The 22,621-nt window shown below is 37.6% G+C and carries 24 protein-coding genes, 2 rRNA genes and 1 riboswitch; all 26 genes read right to left on the bottom strand.

Annotated elements, in window-relative coordinates; all coding sequences use genetic code 11:
• Positions 1-13: 13 nt before the first annotated feature.
• A complete protein-coding gene (locus GNT69_RS13465) occupies positions 14-454 on the bottom strand; it encodes a bifunctional adenosylcobinamide kinase/adenosylcobinamide-phosphate guanylyltransferase (RefSeq protein ID WP_203555506.1) in 441 nt (146 codons plus the stop codon).
• Positions 388-1,011, bottom strand: coding sequence for a histidine phosphatase family protein (locus GNT69_RS13460; RefSeq protein ID WP_239094226.1), 624 nt, complete (start codon positions 1,009-1,011; stop codon positions 388-390). Before GNT69_RS13460 ends, GNT69_RS13465 begins: the two co-directional genes overlap by 67 nt.
• The gene (gene cobS, locus GNT69_RS13455) at positions 981-1,772 is read right to left on the bottom strand and encodes an adenosylcobinamide-GDP ribazoletransferase (RefSeq protein ID WP_203555504.1); all 792 of its coding nucleotides are present in this window, start codon (positions 1,770-1,772) and stop codon (positions 981-983) included. The genes GNT69_RS13460 and cobS overlap by 31 nt, the downstream gene beginning before the upstream one ends.
• Positions 1,759-3,267 (bottom strand): cobyric acid synthase, encoded by a 1,509-nt coding sequence (locus tag GNT69_RS13450; RefSeq protein ID WP_203555503.1) that lies wholly within the window; start codon positions 3,265-3,267, stop codon positions 1,759-1,761. Before GNT69_RS13450 ends, cobS begins: the two co-directional genes overlap by 14 nt.
• Positions 3,264-3,845 (bottom strand): bifunctional adenosylcobinamide kinase/adenosylcobinamide-phosphate guanylyltransferase, encoded by a 582-nt coding sequence (locus GNT69_RS13445; protein ID WP_203555502.1) that lies wholly within the window; start codon positions 3,843-3,845, stop codon positions 3,264-3,266. The genes GNT69_RS13450 and GNT69_RS13445 overlap by 4 nt, the downstream gene beginning before the upstream one ends.
• The gene (gene cobD, locus GNT69_RS13440) at positions 3,815-4,903 is read right to left on the bottom strand and encodes a threonine-phosphate decarboxylase CobD (RefSeq protein WP_203555501.1); all 1,089 of its coding nucleotides are present in this window, start codon (positions 4,901-4,903) and stop codon (positions 3,815-3,817) included. Before cobD ends, GNT69_RS13445 begins: the two co-directional genes overlap by 31 nt.
• The gene (gene cbiB / locus GNT69_RS13435; protein ID WP_203555500.1) at positions 4,860-5,843 is read right to left on the bottom strand and encodes an adenosylcobinamide-phosphate synthase CbiB; all 984 of its coding nucleotides are present in this window, start codon (positions 5,841-5,843) and stop codon (positions 4,860-4,862) included. Before cbiB ends, cobD begins: the two co-directional genes overlap by 44 nt.
• Positions 5,840-7,312: an adenosylcobinamide amidohydrolase gene (locus GNT69_RS13430; protein WP_203555499.1), complete on the bottom strand. Its 1,473-nt coding sequence runs from the start codon at positions 7,310-7,312 to the stop codon at positions 5,840-5,842. The genes cbiB and GNT69_RS13430 overlap by 4 nt, the downstream gene beginning before the upstream one ends.
• A gap of 2 nt (positions 7,313-7,314) precedes the next feature.
• Positions 7,315-8,373 (bottom strand): FecCD family ABC transporter permease, encoded by a 1,059-nt coding sequence (locus GNT69_RS13425; protein ID WP_203555498.1) that lies wholly within the window; start codon positions 8,371-8,373, stop codon positions 7,315-7,317.
• Positions 8,339-9,331: an ABC transporter substrate-binding protein gene (locus GNT69_RS13420; protein WP_203555497.1), complete on the bottom strand. Its 993-nt coding sequence runs from the start codon at positions 9,329-9,331 to the stop codon at positions 8,339-8,341. The genes GNT69_RS13425 and GNT69_RS13420 overlap by 35 nt, the downstream gene beginning before the upstream one ends.
• 174 nt (positions 9,332-9,505) lie before the next feature.
• Positions 9,506-9,716, bottom strand: a riboswitch (cobalamin riboswitch).
• A gap of 177 nt (positions 9,717-9,893) precedes the next feature.
• A complete protein-coding gene (locus GNT69_RS13415) occupies positions 9,894-10,553 on the bottom strand; it encodes a hypothetical protein (protein ID WP_203555496.1) in 660 nt (219 codons plus the stop codon).
• A complete protein-coding gene (locus GNT69_RS13410) occupies positions 10,550-10,945 on the bottom strand; it encodes a pilus assembly protein (protein ID WP_203555495.1) in 396 nt (131 codons plus the stop codon). Before GNT69_RS13410 ends, GNT69_RS13415 begins: the two co-directional genes overlap by 4 nt.
• A gap of 28 nt (positions 10,946-10,973) precedes the next feature.
• Positions 10,974-11,393, bottom strand: coding sequence for a hypothetical protein (locus GNT69_RS13405; protein WP_203555494.1), 420 nt, complete (start codon positions 11,391-11,393; stop codon positions 10,974-10,976).
• A 9-nt stretch (positions 11,394-11,402) separates the two neighbouring features.
• Positions 11,403-12,044 (bottom strand): hypothetical protein, encoded by a 642-nt coding sequence (locus GNT69_RS13400; protein WP_203555493.1) that lies wholly within the window; start codon positions 12,042-12,044, stop codon positions 11,403-11,405.
• Positions 12,037-12,399, bottom strand: a complete 363-nt coding sequence (locus GNT69_RS13395) for a hypothetical protein (RefSeq protein WP_203555492.1) — start codon at positions 12,397-12,399, stop codon at positions 12,037-12,039. The genes GNT69_RS13400 and GNT69_RS13395 overlap by 8 nt, the downstream gene beginning before the upstream one ends.
• A gap of 14 nt (positions 12,400-12,413) precedes the next feature.
• Complete coding sequence (locus tag GNT69_RS13390; protein WP_203555491.1) at positions 12,414-12,986, bottom strand: hypothetical protein; 573 nt, start codon at positions 12,984-12,986, stop codon at positions 12,414-12,416.
• Between the two features lie 26 nt (positions 12,987-13,012).
• Entirely contained in the window at positions 13,013-14,740 is a 1,728-nt protein-coding gene (locus tag GNT69_RS13385; RefSeq protein WP_203555490.1) for an ICP22 family protein, read from the bottom strand.
• Between the two features lie 18 nt (positions 14,741-14,758).
• On the bottom strand, positions 14,759-16,147 hold the full coding sequence (locus GNT69_RS13380) for a vWA domain-containing protein (protein WP_203555489.1): 1,389 nt from the start codon (positions 16,145-16,147) through the stop codon (positions 14,759-14,761).
• Between the two features lie 34 nt (positions 16,148-16,181).
• Positions 16,182-16,388 (bottom strand): hypothetical protein, encoded by a 207-nt coding sequence (locus GNT69_RS13375; protein ID WP_203555488.1) that lies wholly within the window; start codon positions 16,386-16,388, stop codon positions 16,182-16,184.
• A 17-nt stretch (positions 16,389-16,405) separates the two neighbouring features.
• Complete coding sequence (locus GNT69_RS13370) at positions 16,406-17,338, bottom strand: type II secretion system F family protein (protein ID WP_203555487.1); 933 nt, start codon at positions 17,336-17,338, stop codon at positions 16,406-16,408.
• A gap of 4 nt (positions 17,339-17,342) precedes the next feature.
• Entirely contained in the window at positions 17,343-18,269 is a 927-nt protein-coding gene (locus GNT69_RS13365) for a type II secretion system F family protein (protein ID WP_203555486.1), read from the bottom strand.
• Entirely contained in the window at positions 18,266-19,618 is a 1,353-nt protein-coding gene (locus tag GNT69_RS13360) for a TadA family conjugal transfer-associated ATPase (protein ID WP_203555485.1), read from the bottom strand. The genes GNT69_RS13365 and GNT69_RS13360 overlap by 4 nt, the downstream gene beginning before the upstream one ends.
• A 12-nt stretch (positions 19,619-19,630) precedes the next feature.
• Complete coding sequence (locus GNT69_RS13355; RefSeq protein WP_203555484.1) at positions 19,631-20,782, bottom strand: CpaE/TadZ family protein; 1,152 nt, start codon at positions 20,780-20,782, stop codon at positions 19,631-19,633.
• 49 nt (positions 20,783-20,831) lie between these two features.
• A complete protein-coding gene (locus GNT69_RS13350; protein WP_203555483.1) occupies positions 20,832-21,569 on the bottom strand; it encodes a CpaB family protein in 738 nt (245 codons plus the stop codon).
• Between the two features lie 673 nt (positions 21,570-22,242).
• A 5S ribosomal RNA gene (rrf, locus tag GNT69_RS13345) occupies positions 22,243-22,359 on the bottom strand.
• A gap of 85 nt (positions 22,360-22,444) precedes the next feature.
• A 23S ribosomal RNA gene (locus GNT69_RS13340) occupies positions 22,445-22,621 on the bottom strand; the annotation flags it as partial.

The raw sequence follows: 22,621 nt of genomic DNA, 5'->3' as shown, positions 1-22,621 counted from the left end.
ATGTTGTATCACACTATTTTATTCTATTATTTATTCCATACCAGATAAGATCAACTCGCTTCGCATATGCGACCGTATCCTGATAAGCCCAACCAGTCCCATCTCGCCATTTCCGTTCATCCGTATGGATTGGGACAATTCCTTTTGAAATATCCGTTCCAATTATGATCAGTGTACGTTGATTCTGTTCGTTTTCCCATTCTAACCATCCATTTAAATACTTTCGCCAATTAAAACGGATTTCCCTTCTATCATATTGAGTTGCCAGATCTTTAAGCCAATACTCAACTCCCTCTAACACAATCACGTTCGATTCATTCTCATCTTCCAAATTTTCTGGTAGAGGTACCCCATGGTAAGCCGAGCACCAATAATGAGAGGTTTGACTTAAGTCGTAATACTCCCTGACCCAATTTGCTTTGCCGTTAAAGGCACCTCCTGTAACAAAGTGCATCGTTCTTTCCTCCTCCACCCATCATTCTTCCATAAAAGTTCATAGCCAGTTCCATGGGGAACTTGCCAATCCCAAAAATCTCTTTGTATTGGTGCGTACTTAGATAACATGTAACGAATCACACCACCATGTGTGATAATTACCGCTCGTTTCTGATCCAAATTAGATAGGGTTTGACAAACATTCTCCCAACCACGCTCAATTCGGCTGACAAATTCAATGTACGATTCTCCGTTTGGCGGTTTAGTCGTATGAAAATTAGCTAACCAATTTTTATAATCGGGGTTGTGTTTTAATTCGTTGTATGTCTTTCCTTCCCATTCGCCAAAATGCAGTTCACGGAACTCTGATACCAATCTAGGTGCTTTTTTCGGGAAAAGAAGCTTAGCCGTGTCAATACATCTTCCTAAATCACTTGTAAAGATAAGTTCAGCCTTTAACCGAGAGTTTTTCAGTTTATCCTTCTCCTCCTGGCATAAAGGCGAATCACTCCATCCTAAATAAGCTCCCCGTTTGTTATCCTTTGTCATCCCATGGCGAAGTAATGTAATAACCATAGTGTCATCCATAGCAACAGCTCCGTCCCTTCTACACTCGCTCCAAGAACATCTCCAGTCGTGCCACCAAACCAGGAAATTGTTTTTTTAATTAAAAGCGTTAATATCAAACTTGAAACGACAATAAACACAAGCATTCCCAAGAAAGCATTGCTAAAAACAATTCCTGTAAAGATTAAAAGCAATAACAAAAAAAGAGGATAGACAGTGAGTGTCCATTTATTTGCTGCACCTTTAAATAAAGTTCCCAAGCCACTTTTTTTTGCTGTTTTCCCTTTTAGCAAAAGAACACCCATGACCATTTTTCCGAAAAATGGAATTAACGCAATCAAAAAATACGATTGTGGTGTTTGCATGATAATGATTTCATATATAAAGAAAAACTTTCCTGCTAACAGGATGATGACCGATAATACACCAAATGCCCCTGTTCGCGGATCAGACATAATTTCAAGCCTTTTTTCTTTCTCTTGATAGGAGAAAAAGGCATCACTCGCGTCCATCCAACCATCGAGATGAATCCCGCCAGTAATAATAATACAAGCAAGCCATACAATAAAGGCAATCGCTAAACTCGAAAAAGGTGTCCATTCAGATAGAGCAAAAACGATAAATGCATAAATTCCACCTTGGACGAGCCCGAGCAGAGGAAATGTTTGAATGGCCTTTTCTAAATGTGCTTTATCCATTGGCAATGATATGGGAATTGGGATACTTGTGAAAAATTGAAAATTAATTAATAATCCTTTAATCCAACTCATTTTTCTTTCTCCATCGAAGGGTAATCTCTTTCAGCTTCTCCCAATCGATATGCTTTAGAAAATGAGCGGCAAGTTCATCATATTTCTGTTCCTTTAATTCTTGAATGGGAACAATTCCCTGTTCTTTAAGCCCCTTTCTTCTACGCAAACGATTTAACCACTGGTTTCTCCACTTATCATTATGAAACAGGTGATGAAGATAAGTTCCAATCATTTGACCGCTATTGCCATAATAACCTTCTTCACGTCCATCGGATAATAATAAAAAGTGTCGATCACTTTCCTGCTTTGTCTCACCGAGATGAATTTCGTATCCATCGATCGTTAAATCCATTCCTGTGTATGGGTGAAGTTTTCCTTCGACTCTAATCGTAAGCTTTTCTTTGGAAAAAGTTGTAACCGCCGGAATGAACCCAAGCCCTTCCTCCTCTGTAAAACGGATCCCCGTATCCGAACCTGTTGGATCAATTAATCTCATGCCTAACATCTGATAACCCCCACAAATCCCTACAACATAACCGCCCTCATCGACAAATTGTCTGACTCTTTTATCAAAACCAGCATTTTTAAAGTACTGTAAATCGCGAATCGTACTTTTCGTACCCGGAAGAATGATTGCATCTGGGTTTTTAATTTCATCGGGATGCTTTACCCATTTAATCGCAACATCTTGCTCATAATAAAAAGGCTCAAGATCACTGAAATTTGAAATATATGGAGGCTTGATTACGACAATCTCAATGGTGTTAATCGACTCATTCGTTGATGATAATGGCAATGAAAGAGAATCCTCGGCATCTATCATGTGGTTATCCATATAGGGCAATAATCCTAAAACAGGAATACCTGTCTTTTCCTCAAGCCACTGTATTCCATTCTCAAATAAAGACGAATCACCACGAAACTTATTAATAACAATCCCTTGAACCCTTGCCCTTTCATCATCGCTTAGAAGTTCTAAAGTACCTACTATACTTGCAAATACCCCGCCACGATCAATATCAGCAACTAAAATGACCGGAACATCGGCCATTTCGGCAACCTTCATATTAACTAACTCTTTCGCTTTTAAATTCACTTCAACAGGGCTCCCTGCCCCTTCCATTACGATCAAATCATATTTTTCTTCTAGTTTTTCTAGGGAAGAGGTAATCGTTTCAAGACCCTTCTCATAAAAAGAATCGCGATAGTCTCTACCAGATAATGTTTTCGTAGCTTCTCCAAGTAAAACAACTTCCGAATCCTGATCTGATCTCGGTTTTAACAAAATCGGATTCATTTCAACCGTTGCTTCTGTATTCGCCGCTTCTGCTTGTATTCCCTGCGCTCTACCGATCTCTTTGCCATCAATCGTAACGTAAGAATTATTTGACATATTCTGCGATTTAAATGGCACGACGCGAACCCCTTCATTTGCAAATGCTCGACAGATAGCAGTAGCAATTAAACTTTTCCCAACGTCTGATGCGGTACCTTGGATCATAATTCCTTTCATCCTTGCTCCGCTCCTTTCATCAATAACGGAAACCCGCTTTCAACCAAAAATGCCTTTTTTGCCATTTTTACCATTTCGTGATGGAGAACAGCTAACATTTTTTGATAGGTTAAAACGAGCTCATCATCTACAATTACGTCATTTAACACTTCATTGCTAACAACAATCAACGCCTGACAATTGCTAGCAATTGTCGTTACAGCTTTTAAGACGGAACCGATTAGCTGTTGTTGAAATAATCGGTCCCTCCACTGATCCTCCCCTTGGAAGAATTCATTATTTAAGAGCGTTGTCAAACAATCAAGCAAGACGATATCCTCCATGTTAAAGACATCTTCTATCTTTTCTAACTGAAAAGATTGCTCCCACGTGTTCCAATAAAATCCACTTTCTAAACGATCTTTTTTATGCTTAGCTATACGAGCTTCCATTTCATAATCACTAGCTTGCCCCGTCGCAATATAATGGAGCTGCTTGCCAGTGTCACCAACCATTTCAACGGCCATTTTTTCAGCAAAGCTGCTTTTCCCACTACGAACCCCACCGGTTATAAAGATGATTGAAGACTGTCCCGCCATTCCACCACCGCCTCCATTAATCGATTATTGTCGTGAGGTGCTTTTATTGCAAACCTTATCCATTCTCCATCAATTCCGGGAAAATTCATTGTATGTCTCGGAATGATTCCTTTTTCAAGTAAAAATTGAAAAAACGGAAATTGATCCTTTAACTTAGGTTCCTTTAACAAATAAAAATTTGTTGCTGATAATGATACCTGGAAATTCAGACTTTGATAAAAGGAAAACAAACGCTTCTTCTCCGTACTGACTAATTCAATCGTTTTATTACGATAGGATTCGTTTGAAAGACACCATTCTCCTGCTTTAAGTGCAATTGCATTTACACTCCACTGAGGTTGATAAGTGATAAGTTTATTAATAATTGTTCGATTTGCGATTAAATATCCAAGCCTAAGGCCAGGAATCGCATACATTTTCGTCATCGAGCGAATAATCAGTAAATTCTTGAAATCACTTATGCAATCAATGAGCGGTTCATAATTTAAAACGAAATCATAAAAAGCTTCATCAACAATTAGAAAACAGTTTTTTTGAGCGCATAACTGAAGAATTTCTAAAACCGTTGATTTTGAATAATAAATGCCTGTAGGATTGTTCGGATTACACAAAAACAGTGCATCAGCCTTATCAAGTTTTGATGAGAGATTTGCAAAATCCCATTTCCATTGATTAGGTTGTAACTGGTGGTAGTCAATTGTACATCCATTGGCTCGACAAGCTTCTTCATATTCAGAAAATGCCGGTTGTACGATAACCACCCTCTTACCAGCTAGCATTCTAGCTATCAAGTAAATCAACTCTGCCCCACCATTTCCTAAGAGAAGTTGATCTTTCGTTATTCCAACATGGTTTGCAAGCTTTTCCTTTAACAGATTTCCTTTTGGATCAGGATAATCAGTAATTGTATGAAAAAGACTTTGCCAATTTTCTTTTAAAATAGCAGGTGGACCAAGTGGATTAATATTCGCACTAAAATCTACTTTTTCCTTTGGCATTTCCTTGTTTAATGCCTCAAACAAATATTGTGGATTCGATCCATGTGATGGCCATTTCACTTAAAATTCCTCCGACCCATAGTAAGATTAAAAAGACAGGGATTGTTCTTGTGACAATTGTGTTCGTTTTCAAAATATGATTTTTTTCTAGTTGAATGAGTGGATTCCCCATCGTCGCACGATTAGAAACGAGACCCTTATAGAAATTGATTCCTCCAAGTTGTACACCAAGAATGGCAGCCACTGCGGCTTCCCCCCAGCCACTATTCGGGCTTGGATGTTTGGGCGCATCTTTTTTTACTATTTTCCTCGCTTCCGAGCGAGAAATAAATTCAGGCTGATTTACTATGAGCATACAAAAAGATGTTAGACGGCTAGGAAACCAATTTACGACATCATCCAATCGAGCAGATGCCCAGCCAAATTGTTTATATTTCTCATTTTTGTAGCCAACCATGGAATCACATGTATTAATCGCTCGATAGATAAGAGCCAGTGGGGCACCACCAATTAGCGCCCAAAAAAGCGGGGCAGTTATCCCATCACTCGTATTTTCTGCAACCGTTTCGATTGTTGCCCTGGTAATTTCTGCTTCATTAAGCTGATCTGTATCCCTACCAACAATATAGGAGAGCTTTAATCGCGCTTCCTCCAGCTTGCCTTTATTCAATGGCTCAAATACTGTTATTGCAGCCTCTTTAAGGCTTTTTTGGGCAATGGTTGTCGAAATCAGTAATGATTCTACAGCAATTCCTACAATCAGGTGAGTTCGGTACGCAAATATTACAAGTAAAATCGAAAGTCCACCAACGATGACCAAAACTGTAAAAAGCATTAGCATCCCTTTTGCTTTTTTAAATTTTCCGTTGTTCAAGCTTTTTTCGAGTTTACTGATAAGGAAACCCATCCATTTTACAGGGTGAGGCCATTTTGGAGGATCACCAACGATAAGGTCAATTACAAATGCGAACGTAAGAGCAACTAAATGAGTTAGAATCATTCGATTTTCACCCTTTTTCTACTCTTTTTTATTGCGTTTACGGTACATTCATAGACGCCTTGGCCAATTAATTTGCCGAGTGGGGTAATTGTCCCAGCATACTCTAGTTCTCGTCCTATTTGTGTTGCTGCAACCAATATACTATCCGTTGAGGTTCCGCTAGCAATCGTTCCAGTTAGTTGATCTTTCACTTCAAGTTCCTGCAATCCCTTTGCCTTTGCTTCCGTTGCAGTCATAATACTTTGAATAAACGCCTCTTCTGTTAGTGTTCCATTAACGAGAACCCAAGTATTAATGGTACCCGGTGTCAATTGAAATGTATGTTGGGCACTGTTAGAAGCATCAATCGCATTTCCCACACCCGCTGTGACAACTATGAATACAGAAAAACCTTGTCCTTTTAACAACTGATAACTAACATCTTCCGTCATTACCGCTGTCATCATGCCTACAGTTTCTCCTGGTTCTATCCCATTTTCTTTTAGAAATTCAACCATTTCTCTACGATGATCAGAACAATTATAATTTTTATCAACATGACGATTAATAAATACTTGATACCATCCTGTTCCTGAGCCAACAACACCCGAAGACATCGTTCTTAGCGGAATAGGAGAATTTAGTTCAATATATTCGTGATTAATTTTCAAAAAGGATTCATTGATGACGATTTCCTCCGATTGAATCGTTTTCACTTCTGGCAATAAGACCATTTGTGGAGCAGGAACTTTTGGATGAGGTTGTTTCTGAATTTTCGTCCGATAAACAGCGTTTATCCGATCTTCACGTAAAACCTCGTTCGGAATATCGTCCAAATTAATATGGCCATTTTCCATTAACAGCAATCTGTCACAATATAAACCAGCTAGGTTTAAGTCATGAAAGATTGAAATAATTGTCAGTCCTTGCTCTTTAGACCATGTTTTCAAACGATCAAGCAATTCCTTTTGATAAGAAAGGTCTAAATGGTTCGTTGGCTCATCAAGTAATAAAATCTCTGGTTCCTGGGCTAATGCTTGCGCGAGAAATACCCGTTGTCTTTCTCCCCCAGAAAGTTGTTGAATATCATGATTTTGGAAGCGTGTAATCCCTGTTTGTTCCATTACTTGTTGAACAATGCTTTCGTCCTCATCTGTCCAAGCTTGAAACCACCCATTTTGATGGGCATACCTTCCAAGTGAGACCGTCTCTTTTACTGTATAGGAAAAAGCTTGAGTGGAGTGCTGTGGAAGTACAGCAACGATTTGAGCAAGTTCCTTCGGAGAGTAACTCTTTATTGATTTCCCTTTTAATTGGACATTTCCATTCGTATATGGAAGCACACCGCTTATCATTTTTAATAAGGTCGTTTTTCCACTTCCATTCGGTCCTAAGATCCCAAATAGCTCCCCTCGCTTAACCTCAAAGGAGACATTTCTCAAGACCGATTCTCCTGAATATCCTCCTGTTAATTGCTGAACCTTCAACATGCTTATCCACTTCTTTCCAAACGTCTTTTCATTAAGATGATGGCAAATACCGGAGCACCAATCATCGCGGTAATTACGCCTATCGGCAACTCTGTTGGGGAAATAATCGTCCTGGCCACAAGATCTGCAAGAATTAGGAACCCACTTCCAGTAAGAATCGATAAAGGCAATAAATGACGATGGTCTGGTCCCCATAGGAGTCTTGTTAAATGTGGAATAACAAGACCGACAAAACCAATTGTTCCCGAAACTGCAACAGCTGCCCCCGTTAAAATGGAACCAGCTATTAAAATGAGCATTTTCCGTTTTTGAACATTTACTCCGATATGTTGAGCTCGTTCCTCTCCGAATGACATCGCATTTAGCTCTCTTCCGTTAATTAAGAGAATAATCGAGCCGATAATAAAAAACGGGGTAATAATTTTTATGTATTCCCAACCACGCATCGACACACTCCCCATTAACCACCCGATAATCTGTCTTAATTCTTCTCCAGTTAAAGCAATCATTAAGGATATTATTGCACCTAAAAAAGAACTAAAAATAATCCCAGTTAAAATAATCGTTTCGACTTTCATCGACCGATCGATTTTGCGGGCGAAGATTAAAACAATAATTATCGTTAGAAAAGCGAATAAAATACTTAGGAGTGGCAATGTAAATATCCCAGCAAATGGAATTGTAAAGCCAAAAAATAAAGTGATGACCGCACCGACGGATGCTCCAGATGAAACCCCTAAAGTATAAGGATCTGCTAAAGGATTCCTTAATAACCCTTGAAAGGCAGCTCCCGCAATCGCTAAGGATGCTCCAACTAAACCAGCTAAAATGACCCTAGGTAGACGAATATTCATAACGATATTTGCGTGCATCGGATCAATGTTTTCATTTAAAACAAAACGAAAGATTTCGGCACCGATAATTTGAGGGATATCCAAAAAAGGAACGGACACCGTTCCTATAGATATCCCTAATAACATAGCAATGATTAAAAATACAATTGCCGTCACATAAGCAATGATTTTATTAGTTAAAAAGTTCCGGATAAACAACTTTTGCAAGTTCCTCGACTCCTTGAGCAATTCTTGGGCCTGGTCGTGTTACCCTATCAGAATCCACATCGAAGACTTGCTCATTTTTTACGGCTGTTATGTCTTGCCAACCGTCACGGTTAACGACATTTTCAACAGGGTTCTCAGTATAGAATCCATGTGTAGTAATGATGACATCCGGATTTCGCTCAATTACTGCCTCAGAATCAATTTTCGGCCAACCATCTTCAGTAATAATATTCTCTGCATTGATGATTTCAATGATTTCATTCATAAACGTATTTGCTCCAACCGTGTAAAGTTCAGGAGCTGGCGAAACTTCAACTAACACCGTTTTACGGTCTTCTTCAGCTACCTCTTGTGCTTTCGTTTTTATCTCATTGATTTTTGTTTTTAATTCCTCAACGAGTATTTCTGCTTTTTTCTTTTCTCCTGTTGCAGTCCCCACCATGATAATCGAATCATATACATCATCGAAATTTTGGGCATCGTTTACAATCAGGACCGTAATTCCAGCATCACGAATTTGCTGCAACCCAATCTCTGCACTATTGGCATTTGAAGCATGTGCTAAAACCAGGTTCGGCTCTAAGGAAATAATTTTTTCAACATTAAACTCCATTCCACCGACTTTCTCTTTTTCAGCTACTTCTTCAGGGTAAGTATCATTGTCGGAAACACCGACAACCTCATCACCTAAACCTATCCCAAAAACAATCTCGGTAATACTAGGGATAAGCGTTACAATTCTCTTTGGCTTCGATTCAATCACTACTTCATTTTCAAGAGCATCAATAATCGTTACTGGAAAATCTTGCTCTGCTTGCTCAGTCGATTGCCCTTCTTCATTTTGCTCCGTTTCATTTGTTGGTGTTTCATTTGCTTCCTCACCAGCATTCCCCCCACAACCGACGAGCAATCCAATCGCGAATAACAGGGCGAGTAATAACGTGTACATTTTCTTCATCTTTCATTCCTCCATTTGATCATCTAGGAAGCTTTTAAAATTTTACACATTCTAACAATATGTACTTCCTATTTAAATAAAATAAAAAACATCTCCCTACGAGACAAGGAGATGTTTGTATAGAGTCCATTCCTGAGAATGCAATCCTAGCAAACACCTCCTATCCTCGTAGGTTCTGGTGCTAAGAATCAGGCAGGTCTCCTGGCTAATGGTCATCGCTATTTATGCGCCTTCCCATACACTTAAGTACAGTGGCAAGTGCATTAGCTCCCATTCACAGTGGCGGGACCGCGTTGGAATTACACCAACTTCCCTTTTAAGTCATGAAAGAATCATTTATCCACATAAATCATTCTTCCATAAGACACCTATTCTTTATTATGAAATTTCTCTTAAAACCATTATACACGTATACAAGAATAATACTATCCGTTTTTTAAGAATTTGTTAAAAATCGTCGAGTTGTGTTGTACCACTCAAATGAACATTTCCTTTATACTTAAAAATAATAAGGCTGCCCCTCTATAAAAGAGAAAGCCGCCTTTTATTGGTCTATTAATCATCAATTGTATACCTTTTCTAAAAAACTTAATGTAGGCCCGTAACCGACTTGTGGAATATCTTCAAAAAAACTCATAATATATTTATTGTCTGAGATGCTTTCGAATCTTACCGTTGATTCCACTTCAACACGCCAATGATCATTAGAAAGCTCAATCACTGTATCTTCCTGTCGGGCATCATTATCGTTGATGACACGGATAACAGCAGCTGATAACTCACTCCCTAAAGAGCCAAAAGCATCTTTTAATTCCTTTTTTAAAAAATAATGCCGATCAACTCTCACTGGTAATATCTCATTAGCTGCTTTTATGTACGCATCTGCCTCAGCTCGACCACTTCCTACTAATTGATTCTTCCGATTTTCAATTAACTCACTTACACTCTTACCAAGGTCCAACGTTTGTTGAGCTTCCCGATCCAAAATATATAGCGGGTCTAATGTAGGTTTCGTGTCAAAATCTTTCACTGCCTTCTTTGTTTTTTCCAATAAAACTGCTGTACCAGCTAAAGCGGCTTGTTCAACGGCTAGGTTTGCATGCTCTTTTACGATATATACTTTAACAATATTAATGGTTAAAATGAAGATAATCGCTACAATGCCAAGTAACCAAAGGAGAAAGATTGCTGCATTGCCACGTTCATTCTTAAAATAGTTCATGGGGAAATTAACACCTTACCATATGCTTCTTGTTCTAGCTTTAACGGCAAATTTTGCCGCCATTTTTCAGGAACAAAGGTTAAATAATGATCTGTATACAGTACTAATTTAAAATGTCCATTTCCTAATGATTGGGGAACTAAATTCTTATATTCAATAACATTACTACTCCCCAATGTATCCTTCGCTGCATTGATTGCTTCATTAATATTATCCGATGCTCCGTAAGCTTTTGCAGCATCATTTACAGCTGTCTTCGCTGTAAAAACGGCATATCCTGTACCAACAACTTGCCAGAGCAATAAGAAAAACATAAAGAAAAAGGGAAGAATTCCAAGGAACTCAATACTAATGGCTCCTTTCTCATTTTTAATCATCCGTTTGACTTTCATCATCTCACCCCAAAAATTCGCTAAACCATTATGCTCCCTTTAAATCTGTTTGATTGATTTTATACTGTAAGTACCACACATGAAAAACGATTAATAACCATGGACGATAGAGCGTTTCACCTAATTCATCTTCAATCGACTCTTTTGCTCGAAAAACAGAATAGTATAGACATCCTAGTGCTAAAAAAGCTAGGATCCATTCTATACTATCGATAATTAGAATCCCTACTTCTCCGAAAATAGCTCCTTTTACAATGCTATAAACAAAAATGACAATATTAATTGCAAGCATAATATGAATAAAAGAAACCCTTAAATCATTTGTCTGCATTTTATCAAATGTTTTTCTTCTTGAAAGGAACCAGTATGCAATGTAAACCCCCGCCGTAAAATAGCTTAAAACTACCATTAACGGAACATTTGTTTTTTTGAATTTCACTGTATCCATCGCACTCTCCTAAGTATTTTGCTCATATTTTTCAGATAAATAAAAATAAATAAAGGGAAATAAGAATAGATTAATGACAATTCTAAGCAAAGTATAAGTTAGTAGATTAATATCGAAACTTGAGAAACTGTTTAAAAAAATAACCCAAATAATCACATCAATTGAAACCCATAATAATAAATCTGTATAAATTGAAAACCAATTATTTTTATAAAATGAGAGTCCGTTTGCAACGGTTTTCTTTAATGATGCTTGATTTTCTTGGTAATAAGGTAACAAAAAAACAAAAGTTAAGATAATAACCCCTGGAATAATATAAAACCCTGTCCCAAAATACGATAAGACAAAGAGAACCAATGCCCCTACGAAAATGACTCCAAAAGAAGTTATAAAATCGCGAAGCATCTGTCTAATTCCATATTCTTCATTCAATTTAAGCTGTTTATACAGATGTATAAACGGCTTCTGCGTCGCAATAAACATAAAAACATAGAGAAATAACGCAAAAAGGTTTTGCGCAATTAAATCGATTTGATAAATATAATAAATCAACCCGAACAAAAATAATTGCCAAGGAAGAACGATTAACAATGTAAAGCCAAGGATTTTTAAAATACCTTGATTATAGAAATACAACAGATCTTTAAGCATGAGCGGCCCTTCTTTTTTTAAACAAGATATTTACATATGCCCCTAATAAGGACGTTAGTGTACCGACTAGTAAAGAATAAAAGATAATATTCGGATTAAGAAATACATCTAATCCGACAACAAATTGCGCAAATAGCAGATTCATAATAATAAGGAAAAAAGATGTCATATAAGCTAGAAAATAAGGATACTTATGGTACAACATTGCTGCTATGTATCCATTTAGACTGTAAGTGAATAAAAAAGAAACAATTGACAGCATTAATACATCTTGAATGAGCAGTATCCCTAATAAACTAGTAACAAGCATGACTAAAATAGAGATCCCCAGCGTTTTTATACCTGGAAATAACATCTGCTCACCCCTTTCTAATTCTTAAATGTTTTAAAGCGACTTGTTGCACTTTGACTAGCAATAAGAACCAGATACCCGATTAATAATAATACAATAGAAAAATAATTTTGCATTGCCTGCATGCCAAATCTATCGGCAAACAGATCAGCAGCCATAAAATAACCTCCACCGCCAGCAATGATGATCAGAGCAGCAAAACCATAATAGACAACTAGAAATTTAATATTTCGATTCTCTTGCCCAGTAAGTGAATCTGCGATTATTTTATTGTACTTTTGGGCAAAGAATAATATTAGCAATGCAACGCCAACCATGACCATTTGTAAAAACAGAGAGTGGCTAGAAAGCTTAAATGCTGGTCCTCCGAAAAAAATCCCTGTTAATAAAAGTGAAATATATCCGGCATAACTCATGGTTTTACTAGATTTGTTCTTCCCTGTTACATCAATAAATAGAATAAATAAAAGATAGAGAATCATGATTAATAAGGAACCTAAAAAATAATTCATCGAAAAAAAAGGAATGGGGAGAGAAATAGCCCAAACCCCTAGCGGTGCAATTATAAGCGGTGCTGCTTTTCTTACCATATATATCCTCTCCTCCATTTTAACAACTATCCAAATATTCCAGAAAGTTTATTCTTAATCGATGAACCTATATTAACGACTCCATCAAAAACTTTCTTAACTCCATCCTCTACTTTCCGTTTGAACCTTTTTCCAGCTGGTGAAGCCAGTGCAAAACTTAAGCCAACTCCAACCCCAGCTCCAATAATAGTACCTAAACCAGGAACTACAGAACCAAATGCTGCGCCTGTTGCAGCAGCAGCCCCCCAACCAACACCTGCACTAATCGCTGTAGTACCAACTCCAAAAGCCATATCCGTTGTAATTCCTGCTGCAAAGTCAGTACTTGCGAATGATTTTTTCGGATTCTTCGCAAAATCAATTATCCGATCTCCCGTACTTAAAAGAACATTTACTACTCCATTCCCCTTTGCCATGTTCTTTAAGTTAAAGAAATCTTTATTTATAATTTTGCCTATTCCTGTATTATTCGCATTAAATGGGTTAGCAAAAGGATTCCAGTTTTTCGTAAAGTCACTACTAATCGTTCTTAACGTACTCGTTAAGCTAAAGTTTTCTTTAAAGAATGAAGCCATATGCTTCGCTTTCTTCTGTGTCCCTGATCTTAATTCCCCATTTCGTAAAATCGTTTTTGATTCATCAAAACTTTGAAGGTATTTTTGATACCTTGAATCCAACCAGTTTGCAATTGGGTTTTTAGAATTCGTAAAATTCTTTTTCCCCACAATTTCATGAAGGTTTCGATTGCCAATATGGGTATTTAAATCTTTTATTTGGAATCCAGCTATTAGGGATAAAGTACCGTCTAACAATTGTTCTGCCTTTGTACGATTACTAACAAGCCACGTCTTCGCCTCTTTAGCTGTTCCATGGATTGCTTCAATTAAATTCCATTTTATTCCTGAACCGTTTGAACCTTGACCTCCTTCACCGGCTACGCCACCGTTCGAGCCTTGACCTCCTTCAGCTGCTGTACCGCCGTTTGGACCTTCTCCTCCTTCGGCCGCTGTGCCACCGTTCGGACCTTCTCCTCCTTCGGCTACTGTGCCGCCGCTCGGACCTTCTCCTCCTTCGGCCGCTGTGCCACCGTTCGGTCCTTGACCTCCTTCGGCTGCTGTGCCACCGTTCGGTCCTTGACCTCCTTCGGCCGCTGTGCCACCGTTCGGTCCTTGACCTCCTTCGGCCGCTGTGCCACCGCTCGGTCCCTGACCTCCTTCGGCCGCTGTGCCACCGCTCGGTCCCTGACCTCCTTCGGCTGCTGTACCACCGCTCGGTCCCTGACCTCCTTCGGCTGCTGTACTACCGCTCGGTCCTTGACCTCCTTCAGCTGCTGTACCACCGCTCGGTCCCTGACCTCCTTCGGCTGCTGTACCACGGTCAACTGCATTTCCTCCTTGCAAAGCATTTCCAGGATCAATTCCTCTTAACTCCCAATATAGCATTCCTGGTGGTTGAGGAGGAGCACTTGGAATTAAAAATGCCCCATTATTTAAATAGGATCCTGGGAAAATCGGAAGACCTGACGATAAATTCCCATTCCCTGCCTCATAATTTCCTCCTGGTTTATATGCTTTTCCAGGGATTATAAATTGGCCACCAGTAACCGGTTGCCCCGGGCTTATTGCCTGCCCCGGAGTAATAGCTGTACCCGGAGTAATAAAGTTTGCATGACTTAGTACTGGAAATGTATTCCAAACTAGTAATATCGTAATCATCATGATTGCAAAAATTCGATTAAAGTGGACTCTACCCAATCCTTTAGCTCACCTCACTTACTGAGTATTTTGCTCATATTTTTCTTCGAGTATTTTCAATGCCTCAGTATAATTTTTTTCATTTAATTCTTTTAGTTCCTGATTGAACCTTCTAATCTTATCTATTACCCAGTCATGATATTGGTTGTTTTTATCTTGAAGATATTGAAAAGACTCCCTATCCATTAATTCATTTTGCCAAAACTGAGTGATGATTAAATCGATTCTCACCTTTTCATCGACTGCTTTCGATTCTTCTTGAGTAATGTAATTAAAAATGTCGATAGTATTGTTCACTTTTTTATACTCAAGACTTTGCGTCCCTTTTGTTTTCCATTGCTCCCATGTCTTTGCTAGATCAGATACTTTAGACAGTTCTTTGCTAAGCTCATTGCCATCGGAAACATGGGTATATAAGCCTTCTGTTACATTTGCAATTTCCTTCAACTGATTTTGGCCTTCATTGTCAACATCAAACCCAATTACATTAATAATTGGTGAAATATTAGAATGAAATAATTCTTCTGCAGCTTTGATAGGATCATCATCGCAAGTAGAAATTCCATCACCGACTAAATAAACAATATTCGTATTGTCGCTTCCATCAAATTTCTCAAGGTCTTTTTTAGCCTCTCTTATAGCTAATTCCGTCGGTGTCCAGCCACTTGGTTTAATTAGCTCTAATCCAGATTGAAAGCTAGTTTCATTGAATGTAGAAATGGGGATAATCATTTCACTACTCTGGCACGACAATTCCCTATCTTCATAAGCACCTGTACCTTTATGCCCAAAAACACGAAGGCCAACATTTGCTTCATCCGGAAGCTCGTTTACAAACTTAAGAATTGCAGCTTTTGCCGCGTTCATCTTCACTTGTCCATTTACTGTAGCCGCCATACTGCCGGAAGCATCCAAAATTATTACTACATTTAAATTCTCTTTAAATTGATAGCGTGAATCCTCGATTTCAGGATCACCTATCGATTGAAAACGGAGTTGTCGAATGGCTCTTTCCGGGCCTTCAAAATCTTCTTGAACCATCGCTAATATTTCTTGATAAAAATAATCTAATTCCTCATCAGTCGGGTTGTTTGAAACATCTGGAAGAGTGCTGAAAATATCCAGCATCCCTTGTATTTCTTCACTATTTAGAGAAAAGTAAAAATCATGATATTCCCCCATCTTTCTAGAAGCTAATTCCTCATAAGTCGATGGGAGTGGCTCAAGCTTTAGTACTTTATTTTCTTCTATCTTTTGTTCTGCGTTGTTTTGATGATTCGTTTCATTCACATTGTCAGCAGGATGTGGATTGTTTTCATTCCTATTCACTTCATTATCTTGATTACAACCTGCAAGAAAAAACAGGGAAATGACTAGGAATGCTAGTATATTTAAACACTTATTCATAAACATCACCTATTAAATGAGGAGTTTATACTCCTTATCCAACCATTCCGGAGATTTTACTAATAATATTTGTAATTATGTTTCCAATCCCCTCACTTTGACCGCTAACAGCAGTGGAAATAATTCCAAGAACTAAAATCAACAACGCTGCTAATCCTAACCACTCTAATGACTGTGCCCCTCTTTCATTTTTCACAGGTTCCAACATTCGTTTCGCAAATTTCACCATTGAATTTTTCATTAATATCTCTCCTTTTGTTAATTAAATATAGAAAATAGATTCCTATTTTCGCTAAACATATTCATAATCATCAAGCCCCCGATTAATATTAGAGCTGATGGCATGACAATAAAAGTAGTAATTAAGGTGACTTTGGGAGACGCTTTAGCTGCTGCTTCCTTAATTTTTTCCTTCTTAATTTTCCTCATTTCTACTGCTTGATGTTTAAACGTTCTTGAAATCGGCACCCCAAGTTTTTCTCCCTGTACAAGGGATTTTATTAACATTTGAAATTCTTTACTCTCATTGCGATCAAGAAGTGACTGATACGCCTCAGTCCTAGGTACCCCAACATCGGTTTCTTGAATAAATCGGCCAAACTCATCCTTAACTGGACCTCCAAAATATGGAACGATATCCCTTAATGCTTGATCTAGCCCTACCCCAGCCTGTAGAGTAACGCTCATCGTGTCTAAGAAATCTGGTAATTGATAGGATAATTCTTCTTGTCTTTGTTTTGCTTTACTTTTCAACCACCATATCGTCCCTAAATATCCGCCAATTGGTAAGAGAATGACGAGGACTTCCGCATATGGAAATCTCAAGATAAGCATGAAGCCACCTATAATAAGACCAATAATAAGCAAGAATATTTTTAATCCCTGAAAACGCTCAATTGTCAATTGATAAGGAAAGCCAGCCTGCATAAGAAGTTTTTTCACCTCATGATTTTCGCTAAAAAAATTGATTCTTTGACCCATTGACGAAAAATCATCCGCATATTTTAGCATTTTAGAAACGAACTTTTCTTTTCTACTAACTTTCTTTTCAAACTTATTTTCTACAATAATTTTATTCTTTACTACTATCTTTAAATCTTCCTTTAAGGCGAGGAAGTGATAAAAATTTCGTAATGAAAATCCGAAAAAAATTAAACTAAGACTAACAATCATCATGATTAAGCCATCCATGTACTCACACCCTAATGTTCGTTATCTTTCTTACCAGTATGAATGTTAATACTGTACCACCGATAAAAAAGATAAGTAATATAATCCCAATTCCAGAAAATAAGGGGTCTAGAAATCCATCAATAACATTATTCATCATAAGAACTAAAAAGATGGGGATAATCGGGACAATATAGGAAACATATCTTTGTTCCGCTGTCATCGTTTTTATTTCTTGCTGAAGGATTTTTCTTTCTTCAAGTGTTTGGCTCATTTCATTTAAAACGGAATATATATTTCCGCCTGCTTTCTTTTGAATCATCATTGTCGCAACAAATAATTGAAACTCTTTGCTATTAATTCTCTTTTCCATTGACTTTAAGGCTGTATTAAAATCTATCCCTAAAGCGATTTCCTGTGCTAGCCTTTGAAACTCTCCTCTAGCCGGTTCGTTGATTTCTTGGGCAACTAAATTAATCCCCTGTGTTAATGTCATACCGGACCGTGTTGCATTAGCAAGGGTACGACAAATTTCTGGAAGCTGTTCGACAATCTTCTGCTTCATTAAATTTTTTCTAATAACGAAAAGTACTCTCTTTCCACCTTCAACGATAAGAATAGAAATAATGATATTCCCTGGAAAGGTAATGCCAAAAAAGTTTTGTAAAAAAAGCATCATTCCCATATAAGAAACAAAAACAGCTCCGATATATTCCGATGGTGTCAAGGGAATATTCGCACTACGTAATCGGTCATAAATTGGTGTGGCATATTCGGTTTTGTCGAATTTATCCCCCAACAAAACAATCGTGCTTTTCCGTTTTTGACCATTACTATAAAAATCATGAACAGTTTTTTTCCATTCGCGTTTTTCTTTCCGATAATCCAAAAGGAAATATACAGCAAAAATAAACATCAACATAGATAATATAGAGAGGAGGGTAATGATCATTGGTTTACCTCCGTATAGACTGGGACAAATGCCTTTTCGGGAATTGAAATTCCAAAAATATTTAGTTTTTCAAGGCATTTTGGTACATAACCAGTAGGAGTGAAATAACCTTTAATCATTCCCTCTGACGTCATTCCTGTTCGTTTAAAATGGAAAATTTCTTTAACATCATGTGAACCATCTCTATTTTTCACAACTTCAGAAATAGAGACAATCTTCCTAGTTCCATCTGTAAGTCTATTTGCCTGAACAATGATATCAAGGGCTCCAACTATGTATTCCCTCACAATATGACTAGGAAGATCCATTCCTGCCATAACAACCATCGCTTCAACACGTCGAAGAGCATCGTCAGGGGAATTAGCATGTACGGTTGTAATCGAGCCTTCATGACCAGTATTCATCGCCTGAAGCATATCAAATGCCTCGCCGCCACGTACCTCACCGACAATAATTCGATCAGGTCTCATCCGAAGTGCATTCTTCACTAGCTGTCTAATTGAAATTTCTCCACTTCCCTCAACATTTGCTGGTCTTGCCTCCATTCCAGCTACATTCGCTCGGTTTAATCGTAGCTCCGCAGAATCCTCAATGGTTACAATTCTTTCTCCAAGAGGAATCGCTGTAGTCAGGACGTTTAATATCGTTGTTTTCCCACTTCCGGTACCTCCAGAAATGAGTGTGTTCATTTTTGCTTTAACAATTCCCTCTAGAAACCGTGCCATCGAGGAGTTTAGAGTGTCAAAATTTAATAAATCATCCATCTTAAAAGGTTCTTTTCGGAACTTACGAATGGAAACTAAAGTTCCATTTAAACTGATTGGTGGGATAACTGCATTAACACGACTACCATCGGGCAAGCGTGCATCAACCATTGGAGAACTTTCATCAATCCTTCGACCAATTGGAGCAACGATTCGGTCAACAATATGTCTAATATGGTTATCATCACGAAATTTAACATCCGTTAATTCTAGCCTACCAAGACGTTCAACATAAACTTCATTCACACCATTAACGAGAACCTCAGTAATCGTTGGATCATTAATCAATGGTTCCAACGGTCCAAACCCTACTGACTCATCAAGAATCCGATTAATCAAAATCTCTTTGTCATGACGTGAGATAATCACTTTTTCTTCAGCCATAAATTGGCTGACAAATTGTTCTATACTTAGTCTCATTTCACCTTGCGAAAGCTTTGTTAAAGTTTCTAAATTTGTATCTCTTAATAATCTCGATTTATAATGCTCAACAAGCTCATCAACAAGATGGTTTTCATATTGATAGGATTGCAGTTTGGCTGATGCAACAATTTTTTCTTTACGTTTATCAAATATTGATGCCATTTGCGATCCCCCCTACTCAAGAAGCGAAATTCCCCATTTTTTTACATCTTTTGCAAATGGGATTAGTCTTCGCTCTTTTTTCATTTTTCTTACGGGTTCCCCCTTGTTAACATATGGTTGCAACCCTTTATAATCTAAGCGGATAGGAGCAGCTATTGGAAACATCAGCGTATCTTTTAGGTCCTTCGCCTGAATTTCATTATCTTTCCCAACCTTATTAAGGATAATTGATGTTCTTGATGACAACTCAATTCCTAGCCTGATTGATATTTCTTCAAACTGTTTCAATACCTTAAGTGCTGGTGTATCTGGTGTAAGCACATAAAAAATTCGATCTGATTCCTCCAAGGAAGTAACAACTTGTCCATTAATATACGAAGGTAAATCAACGATCACAAAGTCAAAACTTCTTCGACAAGTTCTTAACAGTTTGGCGATAAACTCATCCGTTATCGATTCGGCTGCCTCAGCGTCACATGGACTTATTAAAATTTCTAATTTTGATGAATCTAATTTCTGAGAAACGTTACGAATATGACCTTCGTTAAGTTCATTAATAACTGGCGCTAAGTCTGCAATCGATCGATTCGATTGGATTGATAATAATGTCTCTATTCCACCAAACTGCAAATTTAAATCAATTAGGATCACTTCTGCCGTTGTTTCTACTTTTATTGTTTGTGCTAATGTAGCAGCAAGACAGGATTTACCACTTCCTCCACTTCCACTAAAAACCGAAAAGATTTGACCCCTTCCTTTTGCAAATGAATGGATAGATTCACTTTGTTTCAATTTATTATTCTCATAGTTTTGGAAAATAGTAGGAACACGACTAATAAATAAAGAATGTTCATCAGGATACACAAAAAATTCTGTTGCTCCTGCTTTCGTAATACTTCTAAGAAGTGTAAAATCCGTTTCATTCGCAATAAAAATGACTAATGTAGAAGGATTCGTGGTTTTAATATATTGAATACTTTCGACTGCAATATCACTTTCTGGCTGAACAAAAATGACTATATCCTGAACATCCCGGTTTATTTCACGAACAATATCACGAGTACGAATCAATTGAACCGCGTAACTGCCTGTAAGTGCATTTAATATTTGATTATGAATAACCTCATCATCGCTAATTAATAAAATTTTTAATGTTGATTGCATACGATTCCCTCTTTATCATTGGTTCATGTGATTTTTATAAGTATGTAACTTACGATGATTCTTCCTCATTAGCCACCGGTTTTTCACCAGTGTCGGTTTCAGTTTCCTTCTCCTCTTCTTTTTTCCGTTCTGCTTCATTAACTGTTTCACTTGGAGAAGGTGTCAGCGTATCACTCATGCCACTACTTGCCTTTAAAATACGTATTTTATCTGCATAATGCTGCATATGAATCAATCTTGGTGCATCATCAATTCCGACCTCGAGAGCAGCTCCTAGGAAGTTTCCATCCTCTTTACTTGCAAAATAAACCAAAACATCTCGCATAAAAATCTCTGTTTTTCTTTGACCGCTATTTTCTGTAGAAACGACAATATCGACACGATCCAACGGTTCGACTTCCTGATCAAATTGAACAGTTTCTGAAGGATACATTGCAATTAAACGTTTCGTTTCATCTGTTGCAATTGAGAAATCTTTAAGAATAGTTTCTGGAATGATCTCTCCATCATTAATAGGAATTATTGATACTTTGTTTAAAATATCTTCCTTATCAACTATATGCCAATTCGGTTTGATAAATTTATTTGGAATCTCTTCCGTCGTTATTTGATTTTCCTTGATAGGAGTTCTCGCTTGAATACTATCATTGGCAATATAAATTTTAGTCATTCCCCCTAATTCGGAATTTAATTGCTTTACTTTCTCAAAGACCAGGTATCCAGCTGCCAAAGCTAACAAAAACGCCAGAAGTAAAAATATTGCAGCTCTTCTTTTTGACTCTAACATCCTATCTCTTCTCCTAAAGTTGAAATTTTCTTAGAATAACAAACTAGTTTTTCTTTAAGTATGTTTTACTCTCTCTCCAGTAAAAGATTTTACAAATTAAGAGGAAAAACCGTTCACCCTAGCTTATGGGAATTTTTACATACTAGCTTTATAATTTTTAACATGTGTTCACATTTCAGTCAAATTCACGGTAAAGAATGTAGAATTTTGCCTATGAATTTTTACCTATCGTTATCTTGGGATAAAGATAATTTATTGGTACTTAATTCCTGATTATTGTTTATGAAGTGACATTGTCTCTTTAGTTTATTGGAAAAATCATTCATGGAGTGTGGATAAAAATCATTTTCTAGGCCTTTTTGATTATTTTTAACTATAATTTGGATAAGTCGAGGAAAAAAGTATATGAATAATTTAGATTTAACCTTTTTGTTTAGTCATATCCTACTATGGTTTTAATTTTTAATGGTAAAAACGGATCGGGGGGCTTATTTGAAAGACTTATATTAATATGATAATTTCCCCTATCTTCATCGATTTATAACATCCCACTTCAATGGTCCCGCTTTTTCTAAGTCTTTTGTTAGGAAACCTTCTAGGTTTTAAAACCTAATTAGTAAATAAATGTCCACACGACAAAAAAACAACCTAAATTAGGTTGTTTTTTGCGGATGCCTGGCAACGTCCTACTCTCACAGGGGGAAGCCCCCAACTACCATCGGCGCTTTAGAAGCTTAACTTCCGTGTTCGGCATGGGAACGGGTGTGACCTTCTCGCTATCGCCACCAGACTACTATTAAATTGAGGTTTGTTCCCTCAAAACTAGATAATGTTTGTAAGAAGAAAAAGCAAAAGGAGTATCTTCCTTAACGTTTTAGGTTAAGTCCTCGATCGATTAGTATCAGTCAGCTCCACACGTCGCCGCGCTTCCACCTCTGACCTATCAACCTGATCATCTTTCAGGGATCTTACTAGTATAAACTATGGGAAATCTCATCTTGAGGGGGGCTTCATGCTTAGATGCTTTCAGCACTTATCCCGTCCGCACATAG

This window comes from Bacillus sp. B15-48, assembly GCF_016879755.1.
Lineage (GTDB): Bacteria > Bacillota > Bacilli > Bacillales > Cytobacillaceae > Mesobacillus_B.
Note: the sequence above shows the minus strand (reverse complement) of the source record. Positions and strands in the feature narration are given on the sequence as shown.